Genomic DNA, 20,046 nt, shown 5'->3' on the forward strand with positions numbered 1-20,046 from the left:
CCACCCCGGCCCGCCGCAGCCGCCCGGCCAGCCGGTCGCTGTCCTCGTCCAGCGCGGCGAACGTCACCCGCCGTGCGCCGTCCTCCAGCGCGACGGCCTCCGGACCGGCGGCCACCTGGGCCCGCAGCATCGCGTGCACCGGCGGCCGGGCGCCGTCCCGCGACCCGTCCCGGCCGCTCCACGCCTCCAGCAGATCGCGCTCCGCCGTGCCGAGCAGCACCGCCTCCGCGTGCGGGGCGTCCGGCTCCGCCGCCATCGCGCGCAGGGCCCGCAGATGGTAGTCCCGTACGACCGTCACCTGATCCGCGCTCAGCCGCCGCGCGTCGTACTCCAGCTCCAGACGCAGTTCCTCCGTCCCCGCGTCCCGGCTGACCGTCACGCCCAGCACGAAGTTGGTGCGCCCGGTTCCCGCGACGTCCTGCTCCGCCGCCTCGGTGTGGGACACCTCCTGGGCCAGCGCCCCGAACTGGTGGAAGTGGTTGTACGTGAAGCTCGCGTCGAACAGCGAGCCGCCGCCCAGCTCCCGCTGGAGCGCCGCCATCGGGTAGCGCCGGTGCGGCAGCAGCGCGCGTTCGGCGGCGAACACCGCGCGCACCAGATCGGCCCAGCTGCCGGTCGGCAGCTGGAGCCGGAAGGGCACGGTGTTCAGGAACAGACCCCGGGTCTCCTCGCCGTCCGTCTCCTCCAGCCGGCCGTTGGCCGTGAGCCCCACCAGGACGTCCGGGTTCCCGGTCGCCAGACCCACCGCCCGCAGATGCGCGGTCAGGACCACCGACTTGAACGGCACACCGCACCGGCGCGCCACCGCGTCGAGCCCGGCGGCCGTCGCGGCCGGCAGCGGCGTGCTCAGCACACCGTGCCCGGCCGCCTCGTCACGCTCGTGGCTCTCGCCCACGACGTGTTCGCCGAGCGGCACCGGCGCGAGCCCCGCCGCACGGCGCGGCAGCCGCGCCTCGGGCCGGCCGGCCAGCTGCCGGTGCCAGAAGTCACGGGTGGCGCCGGACGCCAGCGCGGCCCGCTCGGCGGCGACGAAGTCCCGGTAACGGGACCGGACCGGCTCGGGTCGCGGCGTACCGCCCGCGAGCAGCTCACGGTAGTGACCGTGGATCTCGGTGAGGGTGGAGGCCAGGCTCCAGCCGTCGAGCACGGCGTGGTGTTCGGTGACGCTCCACTGGAAGGTGGTGTCGGTGAGCACATGGACCGTCATCCGCCACAGCGGCGCGGACTCCAGCACGAACGGACGCCGCCGTTCGTCCTCGACGTACGCCACCAGTGCGGCCCGCCGCCCCGCCTCGTCCAGGTCGCGCAGATCGATCACCGTCAGCGGCACCGGGGCCTCCCGGTGCACCAGCTGCACCGGTTCCGCGTAGCCGGTGAGGTCGAAGGAGGTGCGCAGCGCCGGATGCCGGGCCACGGCCAGGCCCACCGCCTGCCGGAAGGCCGCCTCGTCGAATGTGCCGGGCAGCCGCAGCGTCTCCACGTTCAGGTACGGCAGCCGGTCCGGGTCCGACTCCATCTCGTAGACCATGCCGAGCTGGAGTTCGGCCATCGGGTAGGCGTCGGTGAGTCCTTCGGGCAGGCGTGCGCGGTCCTCGGGGGAGAGCAGCGAGAACGCGCCCTCGTCGGCGGGGCCCGGTTCCCGGGCCGCTACGACCGTGGTCACCTCGGCCAGCCGTGCCACGGTCGGCCGCTCCAGCAGATCGGGCATCGCGAACCGCAGGCCCGCCACCCTGGCCCGTCCGAGCAGCCTGATGGCGCGGATGGAGTCGCCGCCCAGATCGAAGAACGAGTCGTGCCGGCCGATCCGCTCGGTGCCCAGGACCCCGCGCCACACGGCGGCCAGCGCCTCTTCGTGGCCGGGCCGGGGCTCCTCGTACTCCACTGCCAGCTCGGGCCGGTCGGTGGGTGGTACGGGGAGGGCGCGGGTGTCGATCTTGCCCTGCGGGGTGAGAGGCAGCTGGGTGAGGTGGACGAAGTGGTGCGGGACGGCGTACGGGGGGAGCTCGGCGGTGAGCCAGGCCCGCAGCTCGGTGGTGTTCAGGGGTTGTCCGGTGGTGGTGGTGAGGTAGGCGGCGAGGGTGTCGGGCTGGGTGTGGGTGAGGTGGGCCTGGGCGATCTGCGGATGCTGCTGGAGGGCGGTTTCGATCTCGGCGGGTTCCAGCCGGTGGCCACGGATCTTGATCTGCTGGTCGGCGCGCCCCTGGTGGTGCAGGGTGCCCTCGGCGGTCCAGTGGGCGAGGTCGCCGGTGCGGTACAGGCGGCTGCCGGGCGGGCCGTGGGGATCGGGGACGAAGCGGTCCGCCGTCAGCGCCGGCCGTCCGGTGTACCCCCGGGAGACACCGGCGCCCCCCACATACAGCTCGCCGGTCACGCCCAGCGGAACCGGCTCACCGGCGGCGTCCAGGACGTACACCCGCAGATCCGGCAGCCCCCGCCCGACCGGGGCGGTCGCCCCGGCCAGATCCTCGGCGGTCAGGCGGATGTGGGTGACGTGGACGGTGGTTTCGGTGATGCCGTACATGTTGATCAGGGCGGGGGAGTCGTAGCCGTGCCGCTCGGCCCAGGAGCGGACCGAGGGCTGGTGGAGCTGCTCGCCGCCGAAGACCACGGCGCGCAGCGCCGTCTCCCGGCCGGCCGCGGCGTCCACCTCCTCGAACGCCCGGAACGCCGTCGGCGTCTGGCTCAGCACCGTCACTCCCTCCGAACGCACCAGGGCGTGGAAGGCGTGGGGGTCGCGTGCCGTCTCGTGCGGCACCACGATCAGGCGGGCGCCGGTGGTGAGGGGGCCCCAGATCTCCCAGACGGAGAAGTCGAAGGCGAAGCTGTGGAACTGGCTCCACACGTCGTCGGATCGGAGTTCGAGCGCACTTCCCGCCGCGGAGAAGAGACGGGTGACGTTGCGGTGGGTGACGGTGGTGCCCTTGGGCCGGCCCGTCGACCCGGACGTGAAGATCACATAGCAGGCGTTCTCCGGATCGACCGGCACCCCGGGGCCTTCCTCGGCGGTCTCCCGGAACGACCCGATGTCGAGGGCGGCCCAGGGCCCTTCGGGCGCCGTGGTGTCCCGGGTCAGCACCAGCGGCGCACCGGTCTCGGTGAGCATGTGCCGCACCCGCTCGGCGGGGAAGGTGGTGTCCAGCGGTACGTACACGCCGCCCGCCTTCAGGACCGCGAGCGCGGCGACGACAGCCTCCACCGAGCGGTCGATGAGCAGGCCCACCGGTGTCTCCGGCCCCACCCCGAGCCCGATCAGGGTGTGGGCGAGCGCGTTGGCCCGCCGGTCGAGGTCCCGGTACGTCAGCCGGTCCGCCCCGCAGACCACCGCGACGGCGTCCGGGGCCAGGGCGGCCCGCGCGGCGACCTGCTCGTGCAGCAGCCCCGCCGCGCACGCGGTGTCACCACCCGCCCACGAAGCCACCAACTCCCGCTCCGCCGCCGGTATCAGGGACACCGGCCCGTACGGCGCCCCCGGATCCGCCGCCATCGCCTCCAGCGCCCGCACATGCGCGTCGCGCAGCCAGCCGGCCTGATCGGCCGTCAGCTCGGAGGCGTCGTACTCCAGCTCCAGCCGCAGTCCGGCCGCCCCCGGCTCCCGGCTCAGCGACACCAGCAGCGGAAGGGTGGTCCACCCCGCCCCCGTCACCGGCTGCTCCTGCGCACCCGCGCCGAAGGGCGCACCGTCGGGGCCCGTGCCGTCCAGCTGATGGAAGTGGTGGTGGACGAAACCGGCCGCGAACAGCGGTGCGCCGCCCAGCTTCCGCCGCATCGCCGCCATCGGGTACCGCCGGTGCGGATGCGTCCGACGCTCCGCCGCGTGCGTGGCGCGCACCAGATCGGTCCAGGTTCCGCCGGGCAGCCGCATCCGGAACGGCAAGGTGTTGAGGAACAGGCCGCGTGCCTCGGTGGCGTCGGCCTCCTCCAGCCGGCCGTTCGACGACAGCCCGGTCACCACATCCGGGCTGCCGCCGGCCACCGCCAGCACCCGCAGATGCGCCGCCAGCAGCACCGACTTGAACGGCACCCCGGCCCGCCGGGCGAACGCCTCCAGCGCCGCCGCCAGTTCCGCGCCCAGCGGTGTCTCCAGCGCGCCCCGGCCGGCCGCCGCGTCGGTGCGCCGCCGCTCGCCGGGCACCACCGGTGCCGGTGCGCCCGGGATCCGGGCGGTACCGACCCGGGGCAGCCGCGGGTCCGGCCGGTCGGCCAGCAGATCGAGCCAGAACCGTTCGCTGTCGGGGGAGGCCAGCGCGGCGCGTTCGGCGGCGACGAAGTCGCGGAAGGTGGAGCGCGGCGCCGCGTGCCGGGTGTCGTCCCCGGTCTGCAGCGCACGGTAGGCGGCGCTGATCTCGGTGAGCGTGGAGGCCAGGCTCCAGCCGTCGAGGATGGCGTGGTGTTCGGTGACGGTCCACTGGAACGCGTCGTCGGTCAGGACGTGCACCGCCATCCGCCACAGCGGCGCCCGGTCCAGCGGGAGCGCCGCGTCCCGCTCCGCGCGGATGTGCTCGGCCAGCAGCGCCTGCCGCTCCGGCTCGTCCAGGCCCCGGATGTCGGTGACGGTCAGCGGTGTCCCGGCGGTGCGGTGGACCAGTTGCAGCGGCTCGGAACGGCCGTTGAGGTCGAAGGAGGTACGCAGGACGGGGTGCCGGGCCACGGTGCGCGCGAGGGCCTCGCGGAAGACGGCCTCGTCGAACGGTCCGCTCAGCCGCAGGGTCTCCACGTTGTGGTACGGGCTGCGGCCCGGTGAGCGTTCCTGCTCGTAGACCATGCCGATCTGGAGTTCCGCCATGGGGTAGGCGTCGTCGAGCCCGCCGGGCAGGGTGGCCCGGTCCTCGGGCGAGAGGAGGCCGAACGGCTCGGCGGAACGGGGGCGCGCCCCGGCCTCCGCCTCCGCCCCCGGCGGGGCCTGGGCGGCGGCGACGGCCAGCGCGGCCGGTGTGGGGTGGTCGAGCAGATCCTGGAGGGCGAAGACCAGCCCGGCGTCCCGGGCGTGGCCCAGCACCTGGATGCTGCGGATGGAGTCGCCGCCGAGGTCGAAGAAGTTGTCGTGGCGGCCGACGCGGTCGATGCCGAGGACCTGCCGCCAGATGGCGGCGAGGTGCTGCTCCACCTCGCCCCGTGGCGGGTCGAAGGGCTGCACGAGGGAGGGCCGTTCGGCGGCCGGCGCGGGCAGCGCGGCGCGGTCCACCTTGGCGTTCGGGGTCAGCGGCAGTTCGTCCAGGGTGACGAAGCGCTGCGGCACCATGTACCCGGGCAGCCGTGCCGCCAGCCGCGAGCGCAGCAGGTCGGGCGGCGCCGTCTCGCCGGGCCGCGGCACGACGTACCCGATCAGGTCCGTGACCACCCCCGGCGTCCCCGCGTCGCCGCGAGCGGTGACCACGCACGCCTGGACCTCGGGCTGCTCGCGGAGCGCGGCCTCGATCTCGCCGAGTTCGACGCGGTAGCCACGGATCTTGATCATGTGGTCGACGCGGCCGAGGAATTCGAGCGTGCCGTGCGGGCTCCAGCGCCCGCGGTCGCCGGTGCGGTACAGCCGGCGCCCGGGGTGGTGTGGGTGGGGGAGGAAGCGTTCGGCCGTGAGCGCCGGGTTGCCGAGATAGCCGCGCGCCAGGCAGGGGCCGGAGACGTACAGCTCCCCGGGGGTCCCGACGGGGGTGGGCAGGCCGGCCTCGTCCAGGACGTGGACCTCGGTGTTCACCAGGGGGGAGCCGAGTGGCAGCGGCCCCTCGGGCACGTTCCCGTGGGTGAAGGTGCCGCAGACGGAGAACGTGGTGGTCTCCGTAGGCCCCCAGCAGTTGACGAGTTCCAGGCCGGGGTGGCGTTCGAGCACCCGGCGGGCGTGCTGCGGCGAGACGGTCTCGCTCCCGGTGAGGAAACGCCGCAGACCCTCGAAGGAGGCCGGCTCGTGGTCGACGAGCAGCGCGAACAGCGAGGCCGTGGCGTGCAGCACCGTGACCCCGTACGCGCGGACCCAGCGGGCGATGTCCGAGGGCCCGTAGGAGACCGGCGGAGCCATCACCAGCCGGGCGCCGCCGACCAGCGGGGCCCACAGCTCGAAGGTGGCCACGTCGAAGGAGGACGGGGCGATGTGCAGCAGGACGTCCTGTGGCCGCAGCACCATGCTCTCCCCGCCGTGCAGGAGTTCGGTGACATTGCGGTGCCGCGTCACCACCCCCTTGGGCCGGCCGGTCGAGCCCGAGGTGAAGACGACGTACGCCCCGTGGTCCGGGCCGACCCCGCTCACCGGATCGGCGTCACGGAGCGGATCCCCGTCCGCGTCCCCGGCCACCGTCGCGGGCAGCACCGTCCAGGGGCCGTCCGGTATCCGCTCCCGCGCGGTCTCCGTCGCCAGCAGCACGGTCGCCCCGCACGCGCGCAGCATTCCCTCCAGCCGGGCGGCGGGGAACCCGGGGTCGAGCGGCACGTAGGTGCCGCCGGCCTTGAGGATGCCGAGCAGCGTGATGACCATCTCCAGGGAGCGTTCGGCGCACAGGCCGACACACACATCCGGTTCGACGCCGAGGTCCCGCAGGCGGTGGGCGAGCCGGTTGGCGCGCAGGTTCAGTTCGCCGTACGTGAGCCGCTGGTCCCCGGCGACGACGGCGACCGCGTCGGGCGTGGCGGCGGCCTGGGCGGCGACCATCTCGTGCACCGGCACCTGCGGCACCTCGACCCGCGGCCCCTGCCAGGAGGCGATCACCCGCGCTTCGGCGTCCGCCACCAGCGGAGCCAGCCGGTGCGGCGCCTCCGGGTCGGCCACCATCGTCTCCAGCACCCGGGTGTACGCGTCCCGCAGCGCGGCGGCGCGGCCCGGCGCCAGCAGCCGCGCGTCGTACTCGAACTCCAGCCGCAGCCCCTCGGTCTCCAGCCCTCTGCTGATGGCGACGACCAGCGGGAAGTGGGTACGCGCCATACCGCCCCGGACGTCCGCCTCCCCCTGCGTCAGCGACATCCCGGGCCCGTCGGTGGCCGCCGCCAGCTGGTGGAAGTGGTTGTAGACGAAGCTGACCTCGAACAGCGGATCGCCGCCCAGCTCCCGCTGGATCGCCGCGATCGGGTAGCGGCGGTGCGGCTGTGTCTCCTGCTCCCGGGCGAAGACCGCCCGCACCAGATCGGTCCAGCTTCCGCCGGGCAGCCGCAGCCGGAACGGCAGGGTGTTGAGGAACAGACCGCGCGCCTCGGTGGCGTCGGCCTCCGCCAGCCGGCCGTGCGTCGTCAGCCCGGACACGACGTCACCGCTGCCCGTGAGCAGACTCAGCACCCGCAGATGCGCCGCCAGGACGACGGACTTGAACGGCACCCGCGCGCCCCGGGCCAGGGCGTCGAGCCGACCGAGCAGTTCGGCGGGCAGCACTGTGCTGAGCGCGCCGTACCCCTGGTCCTCGTCGTGCTGGTGCGTCTCGTCCCCGGCCCCGGCCGCTCCCGGCAGGCCCGTGACGGGGAGCCGGCTGTCGGGCCGGTCGGCGAGCAGCCGGTGCCAGTAGTCGCGGGTCTCCGCGGAGGTGAGCGCGGCGCGTTCGGCGGCGATGAAGTCGCGGAAGGTGGAGCGCGGCGCCGCGTGCCGGGTGTGGTCCCCGGCGCGCAGGGCGTCGTAGGCGGCGCTGATCTCGGTGAGGGTGGAGGCCAGGCTCCAGCCGTCGAGGATGGCGTGGTGCTCGGTGACGGTCCACTGGAACGCGTCATCGCTCAGCAGATGCACCGCCATGCGCCACAGCGGTGCCTCGGACAGCGTGAGCGGACGCTTGCGCTCGTGTTCCAGATGCCCGGCGAGCGCGGCGTGCCGGGCCGCGTTGTCCAGGCCCCGCAGGTCCGTCACCTCCAGGGGCGTCACGGCGTGGGCGTGGACGAGCTGCACCGGGACGGAGCAGCCGCTCAGCTCGAAGGAGGTGCGCAGGACGGGGTGCCGGGCCACGGTGCGCGCGAGGGCCTCGCGGAAGGCGGCCTCGTCGAACGGTCCGGCCAGCCGTACGGAGTGCACATTGTGGTACGGCGCCCGCTCCCGGTCGCGTTCCTGCTCGTAGACCATGCCGATCTGCAACTGGGCCATGGGGTAGGCGTCGTCGAGGCCCTCGGGCAGGGTGGCCCGGTCCTCGGGGGAGAGCAGGGTGAACGGCGCCTGCCGTTCGGCTTCCGCCGCCCGCGTGCCGCCGTCATCCTCGTCCCGGGTCACGGCCTGGGCCAGCTCGGCGAGCGTGGGGCGGCGCGTCACCTCCTGGAGCGCGAACCGCAGACCGGCGCTCCGCGCCTGACCGAGGATCTGGATGCTGCGGATGGAGTCGCCGCCGAGGTCGAAGAAGTTGTCGTGGCGGCCGACGCGGTCGATGCCGAGGACCTGCCGCCAGATGGCGGCGAGGTGCTGCTCGGTCTCGCCCTGCGGCGGGTCGAAGGCTTCGACGAGGTCGGGGCGTTCGCCGTCCGGGGCGGGCAGCGCGCGGCGGTCCACCTTGGCGCGCGGGGTCAGCGGCAGGGCGTCGAGGAACACGAACTGCCGGGGCACCATGTACCCGGGCAGCCGCTCGCCGAGCCAGCCGCGCAGCTCGCCCCGGGTGGGCGCCGGCTCGTGCGGCACCAGATAGCCGACCAGGTCCGCCGGGCCCGTGCCGTCCTGCCGGGCCACCACCACGCACTCCCGGACCTGGGGGTGGGCGCGCAGCGCCGTCTCCACCTCGCCGAGTTCGATGCGGTAGCCGCGGATCTTGATCATGTGGTCGACGCGTCCGAGGAATTCGACGCTGCCCCGGTGCGTCCAGCGTCCGCGGTCGCCGGTGCGGTAGAGGCGGCGGCCGGGGTGGTGGGGGTGGGGGAGGAAGCGTTCGGCCGTCATGGTCGGGTTGTTGAGGTAGCCGCGCGCCAGGCAGGGCCCGGAGACGTACAGTTCGCCGGGCGTCCCGATGGGGGTGGGCAGGCCCGCGTCGTCCAGGACGTGCACCTCGGTGTTGACCAGCGGGGAGCCGAGCGGCAGTGGCCCGTCGGGGAGCGTGTGCCGGGTGTAGGCGCCGCAGACGGAGAACGTCGTGGTCTCGGTGGGGCCCCAGCAGTTGACGAGTTCCAGCTCCGGGCAGCGATCGAGGACGCGTGCGGCGTGCTGGGGGGAGACGGTCTCGCTTCCGGTGAGGAAGCGCCGCAGTCCGTCGAAGGTGGCGGGTTCGTGGTCGACGAGCAGCGTGAACAGCGAGGCCGTGGCGTGCAGCACGGTCACCTCGTGCTCCTGGACCCAGCGGGCGATGTCCGAGGGCCCGTAGGAGATCGGCGGAGCCATCACCAGCCGGGCGCCGCCGACCAGCGGGGCCCACACCTCGAACGTCGAGTTGTCGAACGGCAGCGGAGCCAGCTGCAACAGGGTGTCCGCGCCGTTCAGGGTCAGGAACGGTGCCCCGTGCAGGAGTTCGGTGACATTGCGGTGCCGGGTCAGCACTCCCTTGGGCCGGCCGGTGGAGCCGGAGGTGAAGATGACGTAGCAGCCGTTGTCGGGGCCGACCCCGCTCACCGGGTCGGAGTCCCGCCCGGGGCCGGCCGGCTGCGGCCGTTCCAGATCCAGCACGTCCCACGGCCCGTCCGGCACCCGGTCCGCGACCCGCTCCGTCGTCAGCACCAGCGGCGCGGCGACCTGCTTGAGCATGTACTCCAGCCGGGTGGCCGGGAATTCGGGGTCCAGCGGGACGTAGGTGCCGCCGGCCTTGAGGATGCCGAGCAGCGCGGTGACCATCTCCAGGGAGCGTTCGGCGCACAGACCGACGCACACATCGGGTTCGACGCCGAGGTCCCGCAGGCGGTGGGCGAGCCGGTTGGCGCGCAGGTTCAGTTCGGCGTACGTGAGCCGCTGGTCCCCGGCGACGACGGCGACCGCGTCGGGTGTGGCGGCGGCCCGGGCGGCGACCATCTCGTGCACCGGGACCGGCGGCACCTCGGTGCGCGGCCCCTGCCAGGAGGCGATCACGGCCAGTTCGGCATCGCCCACCAGCGGGGCCTGCCGGTGCGGCGCGCCCGGGTCCGCGACCATGGCGCGCATCACGCGTACATACACGTCGCGCAGCAGCAGCACCTGATTCTGCGTCAGCACATCCGGGTGGTAGTCCAGGCCCAGCAGCAGCCGCGAGGAGTACGGATTACGGATGATCCCCACGTTCAGCGGGAAGTTGGTCGGCTCGGCCCGCACCGTGCTGAAGCTGTCGATCTTGCCGTCCTCGATCCGGATCCGGTCCGCACCGAAGGCCTTGCTCAGCACATGGAAGTGGTTGTAGACGAAGTTCACCTCGAACAGCGGGCCCCCGCCGAGCCCGCGCTGAAGAGCGCCGAGGGGGTAACGCCGGTGCGGCAGCAGATCGCGTTCGGCCGCGAAGACCGCCCGCACCAGATCGGCCCAACTGCCGGTCGGCAGCTGAAGCCGGAAGGGCACGGTGTTCAGATAGAGGCCCCGGGCCTCCGCCCCGTCCGTCTCCTCCAGCCGGCCGTTGGCCGTGAGACCGACCAGGAGATCCGAACTGCCGGTGAGCACGCTGATGGCCCGTAGATGCGCCGCCAGGGCCACCGCCTTGAACGGCACCCCGCACTGCCGCGCGACCTCCTGGAGGCCGTCGCACACCTCCTGCGGCAGCAGGGTCTCCACCGAGCCGTAGCCCTCGGCCTCGTTGTGCACCCGCCATTCGTCGGGCATCGCCTGCGCGGCCGGCCCGGACGGGGCGTCCGCCGGACGGCGCGGCAGCCGGCAGTCCGGACGGTCCCCGACCCGCTCCAGCCAGAACTCCTCGCTCTCCCGCGAGGTCATCGCGGCCTTCTCCGCCGCGATGAAGTCGCGGTAGGTGGACCGCGGCGGCTCCGGGCGGGGATCACCTCCCGCCAGCAGCTCCTGATAGAGCGAGGTGATCTCGGAGAGCGTGGAATGCAGGCTCCACCCGTCGAAAATGGCGTGGTGTTCGGTGATCGTCCACTGGAACACCTCGTCCGCCAGCCGGTGCAGGCCGAAGCGCAGCAGCAGCGGGTGCGCGTGGTCGAAACGGTGCGCCCGCTCCGCCCGCACATAGTCGGCGATGACCTCCTCCTGGGCCGCGCCGTCCAGCTCCCGCACATCGACCACGGCGAACGGCATCTCGGCGTGGGCGTGCACCAGTTGCAGGGGCTCGCTGTAGCCGCTCAGGTCGAAGGACGTGCGCAGGATGGGATGCCGGGCGACGACCCGGGCCACCGCCTCGCGGAAGGCCGCCTCGTCGAACGGGCCGATGATCCGCAGGCTGTCGACATTGTGGTACGGCCGCCGGTCGGGGTCGAACTCCATCTCGTAGACCATGCCGACCTGGAGTTCGGCCATCGGATAGGCGTCGGTGAGCCCCTCGGGCAGGCGTGCGCGGTCCCCGGCGGCGAGCAGCGAGAACGGCTCCGGCGCGGCGGCCGGACCCTGCGCCCCGTCCTCCTGTCCGTCCGGGGGCGTGGTGACGGAGCAGACTCCGGCCAGTCCGGCGGCGGTGGGGTGCCGGAACAGGTCCTGGAGGGCGAAGGACACCCCGCCGGCCTTCGCCCGACCCAGGACCTGAAGGGCGCGGATGGAGTCACCGCCCAGGTCGAAGAATGAGTCGAGCCGTCCCACCCGGCGCACACCGAGGACCTCGCCCAGGATGTCGGCGAGCAGCGCCTCCACGGGGCCCTGTGGTGCGGCGTACTCCTCCCCGAGTTCCGGCCGTTCCTGATCGGGGGCGGGGAGGGCGCGGGTGTCGATCTTGCCCTGCGGGGTGAGGGGCAGCTGGGCGAGGTGGACGAAGTGGTGCGGGATGGCGTACGGCGGCAGTTCCGCCGTGAGCCACGCCCGCAGCTCCGTGGCGTTCAGCGGTTGTCCGGTGGTGGTGGTGAGGTAGGCGGTGAGGGTGTCCGGCTGGGTGTGGGTCAGGTGGGCCTGCGTGATCCGCGGATGCCGCTGGAGCGCCGCCTCGATCTCCGCCGGTTCCAGCCGGTGCCCGCGCACCTTGATCTGCTGGTCGGAGCGTCCCTGGTGGTGCAGGGTGCCCTGCGGCGTCCAGCGGGCGAGGTCGCCGGTGCGGTAGAGGCGGCTGCCGGGCGGGCCGTAGGGGTCCGGGACGAAACGGTCCGCCGTCAGCCCCGGGCGTCCCGTGTACCCCCGGGTCACGCCGGCACCCGCGACGTACAGCTCGCCCGTGACACCGATCGGCGCGGGCCCGCCGTGCCGGTCGAGCACCCGGATCGTCATGTCGGGCAGCGCCGGGCCGATCGGGGCCGTGCTGTGGCGGAGATCCTCGGCGGTCAGCCGGATGTGGGTGACGTGGACGGTGGTTTCGGTGATGCCGTACATGTTGATCAGGGCGGGGGAGTCGTAGCCGTGCCGGTCGGCCCAGGAGCGGACCGAGGGCTGGTGGAGCTGCTCGCCGCCGAAGACCACGGCGCGCAGCGCCAGCGGTGTGCCGCGCTCCGCGTCCACGGCCTCCAGATGGCGGAACGCGGTGGGCGTCTGACTGAGGACGGTGACGTTCTCCCGGCCCAGCAGGGTGTGGAAGGCGTGGGTGTCGCGTGCCGTGTCGCGCGGGACGATGATCAGGCGGGCGCCGGTGGTGAGGGGGCCCCAGATCTCCCAGACGGAGAAGTCGAAGGCGAAGCTGTGGAACTGGCTCCACACGTCGTCGGGGCGGAGTTCGATGGCGCTCCGTGCCGCGGTGAACAGCCGGGTGACGTTGCGGTGGGTGACGGTGGTGCCCTTGGGCCGGCCCGTCGACCCGGACGTGAAGATGACGTAGCACGCCTGGTCGGGGGAGATCGGTGCGGCCGGCGGCGCGGTGTCCGCAGCCGGAGGCTCTCCGTCCGCCGTCGCGAGGTCGAGGGCGGTCCAGGGCCCTTCCGGTGCGGTGGTGTCCCGGGTCAGGACGAGGGGCGCGCCGGTCTCGGCGAGCATGTGGCGCAGGCGTTCGGCGGGGAAGGTGGTGTCCAGCGGTACGTACACGCCGCCCGCCTTCAGGACCGCCAGCGCGGCCATCACGGCTTCGGGGGAGCGGTCGATGAGCAGGCCCACCGGTGTCTCCGGGCCCACTCCCCGTTCGACCAGGGTGTGGGCGAGCGCGTTGGCCCGCTGGTCCAGGTCCCCGTAGGTCAGCCGCTGCTCCCCGCAGACCACGGCCACGGCCTCCGGAGTCGCGGCGGCCCGCGCGGCGACCTGCTCGTGCAGCATCCCCGCCGCGCACGCGGTGTCACCACCCGCCCAGGAGGCCACCAACTCCCGCTCGGCAGGCGGCATCAGCTCCAGCCGGCTCACCGGCAGATCCGGCTCCGTCACGGCGTGGCCGAGCAGCGTGCGCCAGTGGTCGACCAGCGTCGCCACATCCGCCGCGTCGAACAGGTCGGTGGCGTACTCCACCTCAAGACGCAGCCCCCCGGCCCCCCGGTACACCGACCAGGTCAGGTCGAACTTCGCCGTGTCCGTCGGCACCATCGTGCGCCGCACCGCGACCCCGCCCGGCAGCGTGGTGTCCGGCTCCTCCTCGTGCAGGGCGAACACCACCTGCACCACGGGCGTGTGGCTCAGCGAACGCTCCGGCCGCAGCCGCTGCACCGCCACATCGAACGGAACCCTGCTGCGGCCCAGGGCATCCAGCACCCCGACCCGCGAGCGCTGGACCAGGGACCGGAAGGACGGATCGTCCGCCAGGTCGGTGCGCACCACCAGGGAATCCGCGAAGAACCCCACCAGCTCGTTCAGCCGGGGCAGCCCGCGCCCGGCCACCGGCGAGCCCAGCACGACGTCCGTACTGCCCGAATGCCGTGCCACCAGCGCCTGGAAGGAGGCCAGCAGCACCATGTACAGGGTGACGTTCTGGTCCGCCGCGAAGGTCTCCAGCTCCCGCAGGGGCACCCCGGTCAGGGGGTACGAGCGCGTCCGGCCCCGGTGGCTCAGCTCGGCCGGGCGGGGCCTGCCCGTACCGAGATCCAGTACCTCGGGAGCGCCGTCGAGCGCCTTCTCCCAGGCCGCCAGCGCCTTTTCGGCCCGGGGGCCGGCGACCGCCTCCCGCTGCCACAGCGCGTAGTCCGCGAACTGCACCTCGGGCGCCGCCGCGGCACCGCCCGCCGCCTCCCCCTGTTCCCAGGCGGCGAGCAGCTGGCGCTGGAAGACCTCCACCGACCAGCCGTCGCAGGCGATGTGATGGAAGGTCAGATGCAGCCACAGTTCACCGTCCGCGATCCGCAGCAGCACGTACCGCACCATCGGCCCGGTCGCCAGGTCGAAGGGGACCAGTGCCTCGGTCTTCACCAGGGCCTCGGCACGCGCCCGCCGCTCCGCGAGGTCCTCGCCGCCCCCGTCCGCGGCGAGGTCCACCAGCCGCCCCGGGACCCGTCGGTCCTCCAGAACCCGCTGCCGCGGTTCCCCGCCGCCGTCCTCCTCGATCACCGTGAACAGCACGTCCTGGCCGGCCGCGACCGCGTTCAGGGCGGCGGACAGCCGCTCCTCGGCGTCCTCGGGGAGCGGCCCGGTGAACCGCAGGGTGACCGGGATGTTGTAGACCGGGCGTCCGCCCATCCAGCGGTCCAGGAACCACAGCCGCTGTTGTCCGTAGGACAGCGGGCCGCGTTCCGCCGGACGGGGCCGGAGAGTTCTGCTGGAGGGGGCCGGTGAATTCTCCGGGCGACGGATGCCGTTGTCCATGTACGAAGTCCTTCTCGCCGGCCGAGTAATTCGGCGGATGACCGGTGATGTTGATCCGGAAGGCAGGGCGGAGCGCCAGCACATTGCGGAGGAAAGGGCGTCGAGCTGTGGAACATCTGCACGCTAGGGAGGCAATGGGGGCAAGTCAAGGGATTCCGGTGGCCGTTGCGTGCGCAATAGTGGATCGATGGCGGACGGAAAAGAAGGGAATAATGTCCGGGCCAAAAAAGGGCGCGCGCAGACGTGAGTTCCGCCCGCGATTTCACCGCGGGCGGAGCGGCGCCGCGGGTCGGGGAGAGAAATCCGGTGCGCGCCGGGAAACGCCGTACCGGCCGTTCCGTACCACGACGGGTCAGGGAACCGCCGGCACCTTCGGCAGCAGCAGCCTCGCGGGCTCCGGCGGCGCGGGCCGCACCCCCTCCTCCGCGAGCGCCACGGTCAGCCGCGTGACGGCCTCCGGCGGCGCGTTCCCTGCCGCCCGCCGGGCCGCCGCGAGCAGTTCACGGGCCTGCCCGTGCTCCCCACGGTGGCGGTAGGCACCGGCCAGACCGATCAACGCCTCGATCTCGTCCCCGGCCTCCGCCGTACCGGGCCCCACCGCCCACCCGCCGGCCCCGGCCACCGCGACCAGCACCGCCCGGGCCCCCGCACGCGAGGTCCGCGGCGCCCCGCCGTCACCCGCCCCGTCCGCCCCGCCCCAGCCCGGCGCCGCGCGCCACTGCCCCCACACCGCCACCACCGCGTCCGCCAGCGCCCGGGCGTGCGGCAGCAGCCCCGCGTCGGCGGCCTGCCGGACGGCCAGCAGCAGCCAGGGACGTTCCCGCCCGTACCAGTCCCCGGGATCGGCCAGGATCTGGCCCACCCAGCGCGCGGGCAGCGCCCAGCGGGTCACACCGGCACCGCCGGATCCGCTCTCAGGACCCCGGTCGTGGCCGCCCCTGCGGTACGCCTCGTCGAGCAGGAACAGCAGCGCCCCCAGGTAGCGTTCGAGCGCGGCGCGGTGCGCACCGGCCGTCTCCTCGGCGGCCAGCCGCTCCCGCGCGAAGGCCCGTACCAGACCCGGCAGCCGGTAGCGGGCCGCGCCGCTCACCGGATCGACATCGACCTCCAGCAGATACGACTCGGCCAGCTCCTCCAGCAGATCCTGCGAGGTGAGCGGATCGGTGCGCAGCAGCGGGCCCCCGGCCCACGACGCGAAGGACGCGGCCTGGGGCACCGCCAGCAGCCGCAGCAGCCGGCGCGCACCCGGGGTACGGCTGTCGTAGGCGGCGGCCACCGCGGCCCGTACGTCGGTGCCCGAGCGGCTGAGTTCGTCCAGCGGCCGGGCGCACTCCAGCAGCCGGCGGTTCAGGTCGGCGACCGTCCAGTGCGGGCGGGCCACCAGCCGCGCGGCGGCACCGCGCAGCGCCAGCGGCAGGTCGTCGCAGGCGGCGCACAGCTCTGCGGCCTGCGCCTGCTGGCCCTCGACGCGCCGGCGGCCGGCGATCCTGGCCAGGAACTCCAGGGCGTCGGCCCGGTCGAACGGGCCCAGTTCCACCCGCCGCGCGGCCGGCAGCCCCGTCAGGCGGTGCCGTGAGGTGATCAGCACCCGGCACGCGGCGGTACCCGGCAGCAGCGCCGCCACCTGCTGCTGCGTGCCCGCGCCGTCCAGCACCACCAGCACCCGCCGCCCGGCCAGCCGGTCCCGGTACATCTCCGCGCGTTCCTCCGTGCCGGCCGGGATCTCGGCCTCCGCGACGCCCAGCGCCCGCAGGAACCGCCCGAGCACATCGCCGGGCTCCACCGGCCCGCCCGTGCCCGACAGCGAGGCGAACAACTGCCCGTCCGGATAGCGGGCGGCGAGCCGGTGCGCCACGTGGACCGCCAGGGTGCTCTTGCCGACCCCCGCGCGCCCGGTGACCACGGTGACCGGTACGGCGGTGGGCCCGGTGGGCGGCTCCGCACCCGGATCACCGGTCACTGCCTCCCCGGACGCCCCGGCCGGGCTCTCCAGCAGGGTGGCGAGGGCCGCGCGCCGCCCGGTGAAGTCGGCGACATCGGCGGGCAGCAGCCGTGGCACCCGGGTCGGCGCGTGCCGCCGGTCCACCGTCGCCCGCTCCGCCGGCCCGCCGTCGGGCCCCTGGAGCAGCCGAGGGTCGCCGGTGAGGATGGCGTGGTGCAGCCGGCGCAGCCCTTCACCGGGCTCGATGCCCAGTTCCTCGATGAACGTCTCCCGCGTCTTGCGGTACTCGTTGAGTGCCTCGGCCTGCCGGCCCGAGCGGTACAGCGCCGTCATCAGCAGCGCCCTGGGTCTCTCCCGCAGGGGGTGCGCGGCGGCCAGCGCCGCCAGTTCTCCCACCAGACGCTGGTGTTCCCCGGCGGCCAGCTCCAGTTCCAGGCATTCCTCGTGCAACGCCAGCCGCTGCTCGTCCAGTTGGGCGACCCCACCGCGCACCAGGCGGCTGCCGATCCCGTGCAGGGCGGGCCCGCGCCACAGCGCCAGGGCCGTACGGAACGCCCCGGCGGCCTGTCGTAACCGCCCCTCGGCGGCGGATCTGCGGCCGGCCGCGACCCGGGTCTCGAAGTCCGCGAGATCCAGTGCGTGGTCGCCGGTCCGCAGCCGGTAGCCGGGCGGCCGTGTGGTGATGAGCCCGACGGCCGACAACTGGTGACGCAGTGAGGAGATGCAGATCTGGATCTGGCTGCGGCTGGTGGCGGGCGGTTCCTTGCCCCACACCCCGTCGATCAACCGGTCGACCGGCACGATCCGTTCGGCCTCCAGGAGCAGCAGCGCCAGGACGGTGCGCTGCCGTGAGCCCCTGACCTGGAGCGGAACGTCCTCGTGGGCCACTTCCAGCGGGCCGAGTATCCGGAACTCCATGCGCTGTGTTTCTCCCTCACTGCTCGATCCGTCTTCCGAAAGACCGCGCGGCGGAGCGAGGAAGCGTGCTCCCGATCGGGGCCACACGCGTAGAACGTGCCGTCGAGCAGCCGGAATACAGGGTGAGTGGCCTTCCGGCCTGCGGTGACACGTTGGTGCGTGGGCCCACCGGGCCACGGCCGGAGGGCCGGCCGCAGGCGGTCCCCGACCGGAGTCACCACGCGGGGTAGCGGGGCAACTCCTTTCGGAGACGATGGCACAGCGGTCGCGGCACAGTCAACGAACAAGAATGTCTACTTCCCGCCAGGCTCCGGAGGCATACGTCACGACGCGGGCTGTTTCCCCCGGCCGGTGCCCCCGCCCGTGGCGGCGCCCAGCCGCAGCACGGTGCGCAGCAGTACATCGGCCCCGCGCACCAGCGCCTCGGGTGGGGTGTCCTCGGCCGGCGCGTGCGAGATGCCGTCGCTGCTCGGCACGAAGATCATGCCGATGGGGGCGAGGGAGGCCACGATCTGCGCGTCGTGGCCGGCCCCGCTGGGCAGCGACAGCTGGGCGAGCCCCAGCGCGTCGGCCGCCTCCACGATCGCCCGCCGCAGCACCGGATCGGTGGCCACCGGAGCCGAACCGCTGGAGCGGACACAGCGCACGGAACAGCCCGTACGCCGCTCCACCTCCTCGCACACCTCCCGCACCGCGGCCTCCCCGGCGGCCAGCCGCGCCGGGTCGATGTCCCGCACCTCGGCCGTCAGCCGTGCCGTGCCGGGCACGGTGTTCGTCACATTGGGCCCGGTCCGCAGAAAGCCGACCGTGGCCGTGGTACAGATCTTGTCCGCGGCGATCCGCCGCACGCCCAGCACCAGTTCGGCGGCGGCGACCAGCGCGTCGCGGCGCGCGTCCATGGGGGTGGTGCCCGCGTGCTGGGCCTGCCCCGTGACCTCTATGTCCACGATGACGCGGCCCACGATGCCCTCCACCACCCCGATGGGGATCCCGGCCCGTTCCAGCACCGGGCCCTGCTCGATGTGGAGTTCCAGGTACGCGGCGATGCTGCCGGCGGGCCACGCCGCCTCGGCCAGCCGGTCGGGATCCCCGCCGTACTCGGCCAGGTACTCGCGCGCGCCGCGCCCCGAACGATCGGTGGCGGACAGCCCGTCGGCCAGCTGCCCGCACACCGCCCGCGAGCCGAAGAACGGCAACTGCACCAGCGCGCCCTCCTCGTTGGAGAAGGCCACGGCGACCGGATCGAACGGCAGCCGGGTGCCGGTGGCGTGCAGGACCCGCAGCACCTCGATCGCCGCCACCACCCCGTAGGCGCCGTCCAGCCGGCCGCCCTGCACCACGGTGTCCGCGTGCGAGCCGATCAGCAGGACGGGGCCCCTCGCGGGCCGGGGCAGCCGCAGGAACAGATTGCCCGCCGGGTCGGTGCTCGGCACCAGGCCGGCCGCGTGGCCCACGCCGGCCAGCCAGTTCCGCGCCTGCTGCTCCAGGGGCCCCAGACCGAGCCGGGTTACCCCGCCGCCCGGGTCCGCGCCGATCTCACCCAGCCGGTCCAGGATCTGGAGCAGCCGGACGCCGTCCACGCGCGGCGCGGGCGGGCCGGCGGGGGAGGGGTCGCGTTCCGTGGTGTCTCCTGGCGAGCCGAACTGGGTCACGTCTCCTCCAGCCGGGCGATGCCCGGTGCTCGCCGGTATCTGCTGGGGATGAATGCCACCACATACGGCTATTCCTGGGTTATCGAAACGCAATTCATGGGCTCCGCACGACATCCGCACATCGGGTGCCGCGCCACCCGCCGGTCACGAACCGGCGCGCCCGACCGCCGGCCCGCCGCCCGCCGCGCGCCCGATCCAGGCCAGCACGGCGTCGGCGTCAAAGGTGTCCTGCCCGCCCGGAAAGCACAGTCCGGCGCCCGCGAACACCGCCTCGTCCGCCGCCCGCAGCACCGAGGGCACCGCGACGCACCGCATCCCGGCGCGCAGCGCCGCGGTCACGCCGGGGGCCGCGTCCTCCACCACCACGCACTGCTCGGGCGGCACCCCCAGCCGCAGCGCCGCCGCCTCGAACACATCCGGTTCCGGTTTGCCGCGCGGCACTTCCTCGGCCGAGACCCGTACCGGCAGCAGCGCACCCACCGCACTGCCCGTCAGCGCCGCGTCGATCGCCTCCCGGGTCGATCCGGAGGCCACCGCCATGGGCAGCCCCGCCGCGTGCGCCAGCTCCACCAGCCGCGCCATCCCCGGGAACACCTCGATACGGCCCCGGATCAGCTCCAGGTAACAGCGGTCCTGCTCCGCCAGCAACTCCTGGGCGGGCGCGGCGATGCCGTACTCCGCCCGCTGGGCGACCAGCGCGTCCAGCGCGCCGACGCCGATGTAGCGCGTGTACCGCTCCCAGCTGAAATCACGCACTCCGTGCCCGGCCAGCACGCGGCGGTTCGCCTCGTAGTAGTGCGGCTCACTGTTCACCAGTGTGCCGTCGAGGTCGAACACCAGGGCAGCGGCCGGCAGCACGGTCGTCATGCGGCCAGTGTGACAGCCGCGCCCCCGCTCCGGAACGC

The 20,046-nt window shown here is 73.9% G+C and carries 4 protein-coding genes (1 of these 4 running past the window's edge); all 4 read right to left on the reverse strand.

All coding sequences use genetic code 11. From position 1 onward, the window contains the following. Positions 1 to 14,629: the 5' portion of an amino acid adenylation domain-containing protein gene (locus tag ACTFAP_RS26960; protein ID WP_500467656.1), read on the reverse strand. 5,630 nt of this gene lie to the left of the window's left edge; only the first 14,629 of its 20,259 coding nucleotides appear in the window; the start codon lies at positions 14,627 to 14,629; its stop codon lies off the left edge, out of view. Between the two features lie 352 nt (positions 14,630 to 14,981). Next, on the reverse strand, positions 14,982 to 17,489 hold the full coding sequence (locus ACTFAP_RS26965) for an AfsR/SARP family transcriptional regulator (RefSeq protein WP_500467657.1): 2,508 nt from the start codon (positions 17,487 to 17,489) through the stop codon (positions 14,982 to 14,984). Between the two features lie 323 nt (positions 17,490 to 17,812). After that, positions 17,813 to 19,141, reverse strand: a complete 1,329-nt coding sequence (locus ACTFAP_RS26970; protein WP_500467658.1) for a Zn-dependent hydrolase — start codon at positions 19,139 to 19,141, stop codon at positions 17,813 to 17,815. 144 nt (positions 19,142 to 19,285) lie between these two features. Further along, positions 19,286 to 20,008, reverse strand: coding sequence for an HAD-IA family hydrolase (locus ACTFAP_RS26975; RefSeq protein ID WP_495682735.1), 723 nt, complete (start codon positions 20,006 to 20,008; stop codon positions 19,286 to 19,288). Positions 20,009 to 20,046: the final 38 nt, after the last annotated feature.

The sequence above is a fragment of the Streptomyces sp. PH9007 genome, assembly GCF_059813725.1.